Annotated in this window: 8 protein-coding genes and 1 tRNA gene; 2 read left to right on the top strand and 7 right to left on the bottom strand. The window is 69.0% G+C overall.

Going from position 1 to position 12,507, the window contains the following annotated elements; all coding sequences use genetic code 11:
* Positions 1–26 precede the first annotated feature (26 nt).
* Positions 27–2,654: a DNA polymerase I gene (polA, locus tag ACIGEP_RS04945; protein ID WP_396660495.1), complete on the bottom strand. Its 2,628-nt coding sequence runs from the start codon at positions 2,652–2,654 to the stop codon at positions 27–29.
* An 83-nt stretch (positions 2,655–2,737) separates the two neighbouring features.
* Between polA and ACIGEP_RS04950 the strand changes: the two genes are divergently transcribed.
* The gene (locus ACIGEP_RS04950) at positions 2,738–3,166 is read left to right on the top strand and encodes a PaaI family thioesterase (protein ID WP_396660496.1); all 429 of its coding nucleotides are present in this window, start codon (positions 2,738–2,740) and stop codon (positions 3,164–3,166) included.
* Positions 3,167–3,173: 7 nt separating this feature from the next.
* Here ACIGEP_RS04950 and ACIGEP_RS04955 read toward each other — a convergent pair whose 3' ends face one another.
* The gene (locus ACIGEP_RS04955) at positions 3,174–3,686 is read right to left on the bottom strand and encodes a GNAT family N-acetyltransferase (protein ID WP_396660497.1); all 513 of its coding nucleotides are present in this window, start codon (positions 3,684–3,686) and stop codon (positions 3,174–3,176) included.
* Between the two features lie 10 nt (positions 3,687–3,696).
* Positions 3,697–4,320 (bottom strand): ANTAR domain-containing response regulator, encoded by a 624-nt coding sequence (locus ACIGEP_RS04960; RefSeq protein ID WP_396660498.1) that lies wholly within the window; start codon positions 4,318–4,320, stop codon positions 3,697–3,699.
* Between the two features lie 57 nt (positions 4,321–4,377).
* On the opposite strand from ACIGEP_RS04960, the gene ACIGEP_RS04965 reads away from it, so the two are divergent.
* Positions 4,378–4,463 (top strand) — tRNA-Leu (locus ACIGEP_RS04965).
* 50 nt (positions 4,464–4,513) lie between these two features.
* Here the strand turns inward: ACIGEP_RS04965 and ACIGEP_RS04970 are convergent.
* From ACIGEP_RS04970 to gltB, 4 genes are all read right to left on the bottom strand, one after another.
* Entirely contained in the window at positions 4,514–4,780 is a 267-nt protein-coding gene (locus ACIGEP_RS04970; RefSeq protein ID WP_396660499.1) for a GlsB/YeaQ/YmgE family stress response membrane protein, read from the bottom strand.
* Between the two features lie 144 nt (positions 4,781–4,924).
* Entirely contained in the window at positions 4,925–6,373 is a 1,449-nt protein-coding gene (gene pyk, locus ACIGEP_RS04975) for a pyruvate kinase (RefSeq protein ID WP_396660500.1), read from the bottom strand.
* Positions 6,374–6,422: 49 nt separating this feature from the next.
* The gene (locus ACIGEP_RS04980; RefSeq protein ID WP_396660501.1) at positions 6,423–7,889 is read right to left on the bottom strand and encodes a glutamate synthase subunit beta; all 1,467 of its coding nucleotides are present in this window, start codon (positions 7,887–7,889) and stop codon (positions 6,423–6,425) included.
* A complete protein-coding gene (gene gltB, locus ACIGEP_RS04985) occupies positions 7,882–12,486 on the bottom strand; it encodes a glutamate synthase large subunit (RefSeq protein ID WP_396660502.1) in 4,605 nt (1,534 codons plus the stop codon). Before gltB ends, ACIGEP_RS04980 begins: the two co-directional genes overlap by 8 nt.
* Between the last annotated feature and the right edge of the window lie 21 nt (positions 12,487–12,507).

The following is a 12,507-nucleotide window of genomic DNA, read 5'->3' on the forward strand; positions in this document are numbered from 1 at the left end:
GAGCGTAGAGCGTCGCACGCTCCGCGTCAGTGAGCGGCCTCGTCCCAGTCGCCGCCGCGGCCGATCTGCACCTCGAGCGGCACGGAGAGGTCGGCGGCGTCGCCCATTCGCGCGCGGACAGTCTGCTCCACGGCATCCCACTCCCCCGTGGCCACTTCGACGACGAGCTCGTCGTGGATCTGCAGCAGCACGCGCGAGCCGAGGCTCTTCTCGAGCAGATCCTGGTGGATCTCGACGAGGGCGATCTTCATGATGTCCGCCGCGCTGCCCTGGATCGGGGCGTTCAGCGCAGCGCGCTCGGCGTTCTCGCGGAGGACCCGGTTGGGGCTCGTCAGGTCGGGGAACGGGCGGCGTCGACCGAAGATCGTCTCGGTGTACCCGTCGATGCGCGCCTGCTCGACCGACGAGCGCAGGTAGTCGCGCACGGCACCGAACCGCGCGAAGTACTCCAGCATGAGCTGCTTGGCCTCGGCCTGCTCGATGCGCAGCTGCTTCGAAAGACCGAAGGCGCTCAGACCGTAGACGAGCCCGTAGGACATCGCCTTCACCTTTGTGCGCATGGGTGCCGTGACCTCGCCGGGATCGACGCCGAAGACGCGCGCACCGACGAAGCGGTGCAGGTCCTCACCCGAGTTGAACGCCTCGATGAGGCCGGGGTCACCGGACAGATGCGCCATGATGCGCATCTCGATCTGCGAGTAGTCCGCCGTCAGGAGGGTCTCGTACCCCGCGCCCACCTCGAAGGCGGCACGGATCCGCCGGGACTCCTCGTTGCGGATGGGGATGTTCTGCAGATTCGGATCGGTGCTCGAGAGCCGGCCCGTCTGGCTGCCCGTCTGGACGTACGTGGTGTGGATGCGACCGTCGTCGGCGATGCCGACGGACAGGGACTCGATGATCTGACGAAGCTTCGTCGCCTCGCGATGCTGCAGAAGCAGACCGAGGAACGGATGCGGGTGCGAGTCCTGCAGGTCGGCGAGCACGGCGGCATCCGTCGAGTACCCCGTCTTGGTCTTGCGCGTCTTGGGAAGCTCCAGCTGGTCGAACAGGACCTCCTGCAGTTGCTTCGGCGAGCCCAGGTTCACCTCGCGCCCGATGATCCCGTACGCGTCCTGGGCGATGGCGTCGGCGCGGGCGGCGAGCTCACTCGAGAACCCCGACAGCTTCTCGCGCGAGACCGAGACACCCGCGAGCTCCATGTCGGCGAGGGCGTCGAGAGTGGGCAGTTCGATGTCCGTCAGCACGGCTGAGACGGATGCCGGGAGCTCCGCCCGCTCGGCGGCCGCGACGCGGAGGGAGAACCAGGCCAGCTGCCCGGGGGTTGCTCCCTCGGTCTCGGGCACCAGCTGCGACGGATCCGCCTCGGGGAGCTTCTCGTCGAGGTATCGGTCGACGAGGTCGGCCAGGTTCTTGTCGGGCAGGCTCGGCCGCAGCAGCCATCCGGCCAGCAGGACGTCGAACGCGAGACCGTTCAGGCGCACACCCGCCCGCCGCAGCGCCTTCACCTGGGGCTTGGCGTCGGTCAGGACCTTCGGCGAGTCACCCTCGAGCCAGGGGGCGAGTGCCGCTCGGGCGGTGTCGTCCCACGCGCACTCGCGGACCGCATCCGTCGTCGCGACGCCGATGCGGGCCGGCAGGCCGCCCGCGATCGCCACCGTGAGGGCCAGCTCGCCAGACTGCTCCGAGAGCCACGCGGCGAGGCCAGCGGCATCCGTTTCGTGGGGTTCGGGCGCGGCGACCTCGGGCGCGGGCGGCTCGGCGTCGGCACCGAAGGCGTCGAAGACACGCGGGAGAAGGGTGCGGAACTCCAGTCGCGCGAAGATGTCGCGGACGGCCTGTGTGTCCATCGGCTGGACGGCGAGGTCCTGCGGGGCGAGGTCGAGCTCGACGTCCCGCAGGAGGGCGTTCAACTGCCGGTTGCGCCGGACATCGTCGAGGTGCTCGCGGAGGTTGCCGCCGACGACGCCCTTGATCTCATCGGAACGCTCGAGCAGGGCGTCGAGGGACCCGAACTGCGTGAGCCACTTCACCGCGGTCTTCTCGCCGACCTTGGGGACACCGGGCAGGTTGTCGCTGGTCTCGCCCACGAGGGCGGCGATGTCGGGGTAGTTCTCGGGCGGCAGACCGTACTTCTCGACGACGGCGTCGGGGGTGTAACGCTTGAGCTGCGACACCCCCTGGACGCTCGGGTAGAGCAGGGTGACGTCGTCGGTGACGAGCTGAATGGTGTCGCGGTCTCCCGAGCACACGAGCACCTGGTATCCGCTCGCGACGCCCTGCGTCGCGAGGGTCGCCAGGATGTCGTCGGCCTCGACATCCTCCTTCGTCAGGACCGGCACGCCCATGGCTGCGAGGCAGTCCTGCAGGAGCGGGATCTGTCCCTTGAACTCGGCGGGCGACTCGGACCGGTTGGCCTTGTACTCCTCGTAGACGCGCGTGCGGAACGATTGCCGCGACGTGTCGAAGGCGACCGCCAGGTGGGTCGGGCGCTCGGCCTTCACGAGGTTCACGAACATCGACAGGAAGCCGTAGATGCCGTTGGTGTGCTGGCCGTCCTTGGTCGAGAAGTTGTCGACGGGGAGCGCGAAGAACGCCCGGTAGGCCAGCGAGTGGCCGTCGACGACGAGCAGAGTAGGCTGTGCGGAGTCGCTCACCCAGCCAGCCTAGTTCGGGCGTGCGACATCGACTCCCCGTGTCGACGCCGGGTCGGCGCCGCCTGAAGCCGAGATGATGAGCCATGCCCGAGACCGCCCCCTCCTCCGACGGACTGGAATGGGCCCGCGACCGCGGCCTGGGCGCGCTCGCCGAGAAGATGGGCATCGAACTCGTCGAGTTCACCCTCGAGAGGGCGATCGCCCGGATGCCGGTGGCCGGCAACACCCAACCGGTGGGGCTCCTGCACGGCGGTGCCTATGTCGTGCTGGGCGAGTCCCTCGGGTCGATGCACGCCAACCTGCACGCAGGACCCGGCCGGCTCGCCGTCGGTATCGACATCAACGCCACGCACACCCGCTCCGCGACGGAGGGCTGGGTGACCGGCGTCTGCACGCCGCTGCACCTCGGCCGCAGCCTGACGGTCCACGAGATCGTGGTCACCGACGACCGGGACCGACGCTGCTCCACGGTGCGCATCACGAACATGGTCCGGGACCGGCCCGCGTCCTGATGCGTCGTCAGCTCTCCACGCGGTATTTGAAGCCGATGTGCGAGTCGACGAACCCCAGCCGGGTGTAGAACCGGTGCGCGTCGGTGCGCGCGGCATCCGACGTCAGCTGGACGAGGGAGGCACCGACCGCCGGCGCCGCAACCGCTGTGACCCAGCGCATCATGGCCGCGCCGATGCCCGCGGAGCGCTCCGCCGCGGCGACGCGAACGGCCTCGGGCATGAGCCGGGTGCTCCCCCGTCGTGCCATCCCCGGGACGACCGTGAGCTGCATCGTGGCGACCACATGGCCGTCGCGCTCGACGACGACCAGGTCGTTGCCCTCCGCATGGAGGATCCGTCGCATGCCCCGCAGGTAGAGCGGACGGTCGTCGGGGGCTCCGAGGTCACCGCGGCCCGCACTGACGGGATCGTCGGCGATCAACGCCGTGATGCCGTCGAGATCGTGCTCGGTGGCGCGGCGGAGCCTGACCGACCCGCGTTGCGAGACGAGGTCGACCGGAAGATCGAGCTCGTCGATCACGGAGTCGGCGTCAGGACTTCTTGGGAGCGAGCTGCTCGATGATCGCCTTGGCGACGTCCTGCATGGTCAGTCGGCGGTCCATCGACGCCTTCTGGATCCAGCGGAAGGCCTCGGGCTCGGACAGCCCCATCTTCTCGTTGAGGAGGCCCTTCGCACGGTCGACGAGCTTGCGGGTCTCGAACCGCTCCACCATGTCGGCGACCTCGGCCTCGAGGGTGATGATCTGCTCGTAGCGGGCGAGCGCGATCTCGATCGCGGGCAGCAGGTCGTTCGGTGTGAACGGCTTGACGACGTAGGCGAGCGCGCCCGCCTCGCTCGCCCGCTCGACGAGCTCCTTCTGGCTGAAGGCGGTGAGGAGCACGACCGGGGCGACGTGGTTCTTGCTGAGCTTCTCCGCCGCGCTGATGCCGTCGAGGATCGGCATCTTCACGTCCATGATGACGAGATCGGGACGCAGCTCGGTGGCCAGCTGGACGGCGGTCTCGCCGTCGCCCGCCTCGCCGACGACGTCGAAGCCGCTGTCGCGCAGGATCTCGACGATGTCGAGGCGGATCAGCGACTCGTCCTCCGCGACGACGACGCGTCGGGGAGCCGGTGCTGACTGGGGGGCGGTGGAGGGTTCCTGCTCAGTCACCCGTCCATCCTAGGCCAGGGCGAACCCTCATCCTGCGGTATCGTCGTTGAGGCCCACGCCGGTGTGGCGGAATGGCAGACGCGACCGACTCAAACTCGGTTGCCCGAAAGGGCGTGTGGGTTCGACTCCCACCACTGGCACCACGACGAAACGGCGCCCCCCCGGGGGCGCCGTTCCGTGTCTCTCGCGGCACTCAGGTGGTGCGGCGACGGCCGACGAGGAGGCCGTAGATCAGCAGGACGATGATCGACCCGCCGATCGCGAGCAGCCACGTCTGCAGGCTGAAGAACTCCTCGAGCGGAGCGTTGAACAGCACGCTGCCGAGCCAACCGCCCAGCAGCGCGCCGACGACTCCGAGGATCAGCGTGATGAACCAGCCACCTCCCTGCTTTCCCGGAAGGATCAGCTTGGCGATGGCGCCGGCGATGAGCCCCAGAATCAGAAAACCGAAGAATCCCATGATGACCTCCTGCGGACGGGTGTCGGATGCCCCGAACGTACGCCCCGTGGCACATCCGACCGCCGGGCTTCCGCCATCGCTCTCCGAGTGCCAGAAAGCGGGCAACCCCAGGGACTGCCCGCTTTCGAACGACGATCGGAGGACTCAGTTCTCCGCCTTGTAGATCGGCGCCTTTCCGTGGACGGCGTCGCCGATCTTGTGGATACGGATGTCGTTGGTCGCGCCGATGATCCCGGGAGGGGACCCGGAGATCACGACGACCTTGTCACCCTCTTCGAGCAGGCCGCGCGACAGGAAGTAGTCGTCGACCTGCAGGAACATGAGGTCTGTGTGGGCGACGTGGTCGACGAGCGCCGACTGGATGCCCCACGTCATCGCCATACGGCGACGGATCGCCGGCTCGATGGTGAAGGCGAGCATCGGGATGCCGGGGCGCAAGCGCGACATGCGGCGCGCGGTGTCGCCCGACTCGGTGAAGAGGCAGATGAACTTCGCCTCGACGAACTCGGCCACCTCGTTGGCGGCGAGCGTGATGATGCCACCCTGCGTGCGCGGCTTGGCGGTCAGCGGAGGGATGCGCTCGAGTCCGTGGGTCTCGGTGGCGTCGATGATCCGGGCCATCGTCTCGACGACGCCGACGGGGTGCTTGCCGACGCTCGTCTCGCCCGAAAGCATGACCGCGTCCGCACCGTCGAGGACGGCGTTGGCGACGTCGCTCGTCTCGGCGCGGGTGGGGACCGGGTTCTCGATCATCGTCTCGAGCATCTGCGTCGCCACGATGACGGGCTTGGCCATGCGACGGCAGAGCTCCACCGCCCGCTTCTGCACGATGGGAACGGCCTCCAGCGGCAGCTCGACGCCGAGGTCGCCGCGCGCGACCATGATGCCGTCGAAAGCGTCGATGATCTCCTCGAGGGCGTCGACGGCCTGCGGCTTCTCGATCTTGGCGATGACGGGGACCTTGCGGCCCTCCTCCGCCATGATCTCGTGCACGCGCGTCACGTCGGCGGCGTTGCGCACGAACGAGAGGGCGATGATGTCGGCACCGGCTTGCAGGCCCCACCGGAGGTCCGCCTCGTCCTTCTCGGAGAGGGCCGGGACGTTGACGGCGACACCGGGCAGGTTGATGCCCTTGTTGTTCGACACGTAACCGGCGACGATGACCTCGGTCGTGACGACGGGACCGTCGACACCGGTGACCTGGACGCGGACCTTGCCGTCGTCGATCAGCAGGAAGTCGCCCTCGCGGACGTCCTCGGGCAGCCCCTTGAACGTCGTCGAGACGATCTCCTTCGTGCCCGGGATGTCCTCGGTGGTGATCTTGAAGACATCGCCGACGGCGAGGAAGTGGGGGCCTTCGGCGAAGCGACCGAGTCGGATCTTCGGGCCCTGGAGGTCGACGAGCACGGCGACGGCGCGGCCGGCGTCGTCGGACGCCTTCCGGACGTTGGCCAGCCGGGCGTCGTGGTCGGCGTAGTCGCCGTGGCTGAGGTTGAAGCGGGTCACGTCGACACCGGCGTCGATGATGGCACGGACCATCTCATAACTCTCGGTGGCGGGACCCAGCGTGGCGACGATCTTCGCGCGTCTCACAGAAATAGCTCCGTCGGGTAGTGATTCGGGATCTGGGATCGGTTCCAGCCTAGGCGTGCTGGAGGCCGATCGCGACGTCGGTCGGACGGACCGGCGCCGGCAGACTGGTCGACCCCATGAGGTACTCGTCGACTGCCGAGGCGGCGGCGCGTCCCTCCGCGATCGCCCAGACGATGAGGGACTGGCCGCGGCCGGCATCCCCCGCGACGAACACGCCCGGCGCGGTCGACTGCCAGTCGTCGGCACGCTCGACGTTGCCGTGCGAGTCGAACACCGCGCCGAGCTGCTGCTCGAGCGCGGTGCGCTCGGGGCCGGTGAAGCCCATGGCGATGAGCACCAGGTCGGCGGGGATCTCGCGCTCGGTGCCGCTCTTGGGGACGCGGCGGCCATCGACGAACTCGGTCTCCGCCACACGCAGGGCCCGGACCTCGCCCGCGTCGTTCCCGAGGAACTCGACCGTGGACGCGAGGTAGGCGCGCTCACCACCCTCTTCGTGCGCAGAGGCCACCTCGAACACCGTCGGCATCATGGGCCACGGCTGGTGGTCGGGGCGCGCCTCCGGCGGCTGCTTGCCGATGGCGAGGTTGGTGACGCTCAGGGCACCCTGGCGGTGCGCGGTGCCGATGCAGTCCGCTCCGGTGTCACCGCCGCCGATCACGACGACGTGCTTGCCCTCGGCGTGGATCTGGTGCGGAACCTGGTCGCCCGCGACGGCCTTGTTCGACTCGACGAGGTACTCCATGGCGAAGTGCACGCCGTCGAAGTCGCGACCGGGGATGGCCAGGTCGCGCGGAACGGTGGACCCCGTGGCGACGACGACCGCGTCGTAGCGGGCCCGGAGGTCCGCCCACGACAGGTCCTTGCCGATCTCGACCCCGGCGCGGAAGCGGGTGCCCTCGTCGCGCATCTGGCGCAGGCGCGTCTCGAGGTGGCGCTTCTCCATCTTGAAGTCGGGGATGCCGTAGCGCAGCAGACCGCCGATGCGGTCGTCGCGCTCGTAGACGGCCACCGTGTGGCCGGCACGCGTGAGCTGCTGTGCGGCGGCGAGACCCGCGGGTCCCGATCCGACGACGGCGACGGTCTTGCCGGTGAGGCGACCGGGGGGCTCCGCCTCGACCCAGCCGTTCGCGAAGGCCTCGTCGATCGTCGAGACCTCGATCTGCTTGATCGTCACGGGAGGCTGGTTGATCCCGAGGACGCACGAGCTCTCGCATGGCGCGGGGCACAGCCGTCCGGTGAACTCCGGGAAGTTGTTGGTCGCGTGCAGACGCTCGATCGCCGCGCGGCCCTCGCCGCGCCAGGTGAGGTCGTTCCACTCCGGGATGAGGTTCCCGAGCGGGCAGCCCTGGTGGCAGAACGGCACACCGCAGTCCATGCACCGGCCGGCCTGGCGGCGGAGCACGGCCTGGTCGCCCTGCTCGTACACCTCCTTCCAGTCCATGATGCGGACGGGCACGGGCCGGCGCGGCGGCAGCTCGCGCTCGGTGACTTTGAGGAATCCCTTCGGATCAGCCACCGGTCACCTCCAGGATGCGGGTCCAGACGACGTCGCCGTCGGGGTCGAGCCCCTCGGCGGCCGCCTCCTGGCGGGTTTTCAGAACGGCCGCGTAGTCCCGCGGCAGGACGCGCGTGAAGTTCGCGATCTCGGTGTCGAGGTTCGCGAGGAGACGCTCGGCGAGGTCGGAGCCGGTCTCCTCGACGTGGCGGGTCAGCAGGTCGCGGAGGATCTCGACATCGCCCGAGCCGAGCTCGAGGAGTTCGAGCTCACCGGTGGCGAGGGCCTCACGGTTGATGAGGGCGCGGTCGAGGCGGTAGATGTACGCCGAGCCGCCCGACATGCCGGCGCCGAGGTTCCGTCCGGTCGGACCGAGGATGACGGCCAGCCCGCCGGTCATGTACTCGAGCGCGTGGTCGCCGACACCTTCGACGACCGCGGTCGCGCCGGAGTTGCGGACCAGGAACCGCTCACCGACGACACCGCGCAGGAACATCGATCCCCTCGTGGCGCCGTAGCCGATGACGTTGCCGGCGATGACGTTCTTCGATGCGTCGAAGGTCGCGTCGCGCGGCGGCCGCACGACGATCTCACCGCCCGAGAGCCCCTTGCCGACGTAGTCGTTCGAGTCCCCCTCGAGGCGCAGCGTGATCCCCGACGGCAGGAACGCGCCGAAGGACTGCCCCGCGGATCCGGTCAGGTTGACGTCGATCGTGCCGGACGGCAACCCGTTCTCACCGTGCGCCTTGGTCACGTGATGGCCGAGCATCGTGCCCACGGCCCGCTCGGTGTTGCGCACCGGCAGGTCGATCGCGAAGTGGCCGCCGTGCTCGACGACATCGCGTGCCCGGTCGAGCAGGGCGACGTCGAAGTGGTCCTCGAGCTCGTGCTCCTGCTCGTGCACCCGGCGCCGCGGAGCGTCGTCGGAGAAAACCGGTCCGCGGAGGATCGGCGACAGGTCGAGTCCGTGGGCCTTCCAGTGGTCCACGGCGGGCTGCACGTCGAGGACCTCGGTGTGCCCGACGGCCTCGTCGATCGACCGGAACCCGAGCTCGGCGAGGTACTCGCGGACCTCCTGGGCGATGAACTCCATGAAGTTCACGACGTGCTCTGCCTTGCCGGTGAAACGCTTGCGCAGCTCGGGGTTCTGTGTCGCGACACCCACGGGGCAGGTGTCGAGGTGGCAGACGCGCATCATGATGCAGCCCTCCACGACGAGCGCGCTCGTCGCGAAGCCGAACTCCTCGGCGCCCAGCAGCGCGGCGATCAGGACGTCGCGCCCGGTCTTCAGCTGACCGTCGGCCTGCACGACGACGCGGCCGCGCATGTCGTTGATCATGAGCGTCTGCTGCGTTTCGGCGAGACCCAGCTCCCAGGGCGTGCCCGCGTGCTTGAGCGAGTTCAGCGGGCTCGCGCCCGTGCCGCCGTCGTGGCCGGAGACGAGGATGACGTCGGCCAACGCCTTCGCGGTACCCGCCGCCACGGCGCCGATACCCGACTGGCTGACGAGCTTGACGTGCACGCGAGCCGAAGGGTTGGCGCGCTTGAGGTCGAAGATGAGCTGCTTCAAGTCCTCGATCGAGTAGATGTCATGGTGCGGCGGCGGCGAGATCAGCCCGACGCCCGGGGTGCCGCCGCGCGTGCGGGCGATCCAGGGGTACACCTTGCCGGGCGGCAGCTGGCCGCCCTCACCGGGCTTGGCGCCCTGGGCGAGCTTGATCTGGATGTCGTCCGCGTGCGTGAGGTACATGCTCGTGACACCGAATCGACCCGATGCGACCTGCTTGATCGCACTGCGCCGTTCGGGGTCGAGCAGGCGGTCGACGTCCTCGCCGCCCTCACCGGTGTTGGACTTCGCGCCGATGCGGTTCATCGCGATGGCGAGGGTCTCGTGCGCCTCCTGGGAGATGGAGCCGTAGCTCATCGCCCCGGTCGAGAAGCGCTTCACGATCGAGGACACCGGCTCGACCTCGTCGATCGGCACGGCCGGACGCGCGCCGGTCTTCAGACGGAAGAGCCCGCGCAGAGTCTTGAGCTCGGCCGCCTGCTCATCGATCATGTGCGTGTACTCGCGGAAGATGTCGTACCGACGGGTTCGCGTCGCGTGCTGCAGACGGAAGACCGTGTCGGGGTTGAACAGGTGGGGCGAGCCGTCGCGACGCCATTGGTACTCGCCGCCGGTCCACAGCCGCTCGTGCGCGCGCACGGCCTGGTCGGCCGGGTAGGCGAACTCGTGCCGGGCCAGGTTCTCGCGCGAGATCTCCTCGATCCCGATGCCGCCGAGCTTGGTCTCGGTTCCCGTGAAGTAGGTGTCGACGAACTCCTGCGACAGCCCCACGGCCTCGAAGACCTGCGCCCCGGCGTAGGACGACACCGTCGAGATGCCCATCTTGGACATGATCTTGAGCACGCCCTTGCCGAGCGCGTAGATCAGGTTGCGGACGGCCTTCTCGGGCTCGACACCGGTGATGTAACCGGCGCGAACGAGGTATTCGACCGTCTCCATCGCCAGGTATGGGTTGACGGCGGATGCGCCGTAGCCGATCAACGTGGCGACGTGGTGGACCTCGCGAACGTCGCCTGCCTCGACGACGAGTCCGACCTTCATGCGGTTCTCGTTGCGGATGAGGTGGTGGTGCACCGAGGACAGCGTCAGGAGCGACGGGATCGGGACCAGGTCCGAGGTCGAGTCACGGTCGCTGAGGATGATGAACTCGACGCCGTCGGCGATCGCGGCATCCACTTCGGCGTTGATCTCGTCGAGGCGGGCGCGGAGCGAGTCGGCGTCGTCGTCGGCGCGGTAGAGCCCGCGGATCGTGATCGACCGCCGGCCGGGAAGCGCACGGTCGATGTTCTGGAGCTTCGCGAGCTCGTCGTTGTCGATCACCGGGAAGTCGAGCGTGATGACGCGCGTGTGGTCGGGGCCGGATGCCAGGAGGTTCCGCTCCGGCCCGAGGCCGAGCCCGAGCGAGGTGACGACCTCTTCGCGGATCGAGTCGAGCGGCGGGTTCGTCACCTGCGCGAACTGCTGCACGAAGTAGTCGAACAGCAGGCGCGGACGCTCGCTGAGCACGGCGATCGGCGTGTCCGAACCCATGGCGCCCAGCGGCTCGGCGCCCGTCTGGCCCATGGGGGTCAGGAGGATGCGGACCTCTTCCTCGGTGTAGCCGAAGGTGCGCTGACGGCGCGTGATCGAGGCGATCGGGTGCACGATGTGCTCGCGCTCGGGCAGGTCCTTCAGCCGGACGCGGCCCTCGTCGAGCCACTCCTGCCAGGGGTGGAGCGCGGCGAGGTCGCGTTTGATCTCCTCGTCCTCGACGATGCGCCCCTGCGCGGTGTCGACGACGAACATGCGCCCCGGCTGCAGACGCCCGCGACGTTTGATGCGCTCCGGCTCGAAGTCGAGCACGCCGGTCTCGCTGCCGATGACGACGAGTCCGTCGGTCGTCTCGGTCCACCGCCCCGGTCGCAGCCCGTTGCGGTCGAGTGTTGCGCCCACCAGGGAGCCGTCCGTGAAGATGAGGGCCGCCGGGCCGTCCCACTGCTCCATCTGCATCGAGTGGTACTCGTAGAAGGCGCGCAGGTCGTCGGGGATGTCGGCCTGCTTCTCGTAGGCCTCGGGCACCATCATCATGATGGCGTGCGGCAGGCTGCGACCGGTCAGGGTCAGCAGTTCGAGGACCTCGTCGAACGACGCCGAGTCGCTCTGACCCGGGCTGCAGATCGGCAGCAGCGGACGGATGTCGCCGAGCAGCTCCGACTCCAGCTGCGACTGACGCGCCCGCATCCAGTTGCGGTTGCCGTTGACGGTGTTGATCTCGCCGTTGTGCGCCAGCATGCGCAGCGGCTGGGCGAGCGGCCACGACGGGAAGGTGTTCGTCGAGTAGCGGGAGTGCACGACGGCGAGTTCGGTGGCGAAGCGCTCGTCCTGCAGGTCGGGGTAGAACGGCTCGAGCTGCAGCGTCGTGACCATGCCCTTGTAGCCGAGCGTGCGGCTCGAGAGGGAGACGAAGTAGGCGTCGAGTTCGTGCTGCGCACGCTTGCGCAGCCGGTAGGTGCGGCGGTCGAGCGCGATGCCCGACAACGCCGGCGCATCGCCGACAGCGGGGCGCGAGACGAACAGCTGCTCGAACGCGGGGCGCGCGTCGAAGGCGAGCTTGCCGAGGTTCTCATCGGCGGTCGGCACCACGCGCCAGCCGAGGACCGTCAGGCCCTCGCTCGCGGCGATCTCCTCGACGGCGGTCTTCTGAGCGAGGCGCTCCTCGTGGTCGGTCGGGAGGAAGGCGAGCCCCACGGCGTACTCCCCCACCGGCGGCAGGTCGAAGTCGACGACGGCACGCAGGAAGACGTCGGGCATCTGGGTCAGGATGCCGGCGCCGTCACCGGTACCCGCATCCGACCCGATCGCACCGCGGTGCTCGAGGTTGCGCAGCGCCGTGAGGGCGAGGTCCACGATGTCGTGGCCCGCCTCGCCGCGCAGCGTGGCGACCATCGCCAGGCCACAGGCGTCCTTCTCGAACGCCGGGTTGTACATCCCCTGCTTGGCAGGGAACGCGCCACCGGTGATCGTGCCGGCCGGCCGGGTCGTGGTGTCTTCGTGACGGGAGCTCGAGGGCATGCCTACCGTCCTCACATAAGT

It is taken from the genome of Microbacterium sp. NPDC077663 (assembly GCF_044542795.1).
Taxonomy (GTDB): domain Bacteria; phylum Actinomycetota; class Actinomycetes; order Actinomycetales; family Microbacteriaceae; genus Microbacterium.

What these genes read in the sequence shown, in the direction of transcription:
- gltB (WP_396660502.1), bottom strand. Translation starts at nt 12,486, where the DNA reads ATGCCCTCGAGCTCCCGTCACGAAGACACCACGACCCGGCCGGCCGGC.
- ACIGEP_RS04970 (WP_396660499.1), bottom strand. Translation starts at nt 4,780, where the DNA reads ATGGGATTCTTCGGTTTTCTGATTCTGGGGCTCATCGCCGGCGCCATC.
- ACIGEP_RS04950 (WP_396660496.1), top strand. Translation starts at nt 2,738, where the DNA reads ATGCCCGAGACCGCCCCCTCCTCCGACGGACTGGAATGGGCCCGCGAC.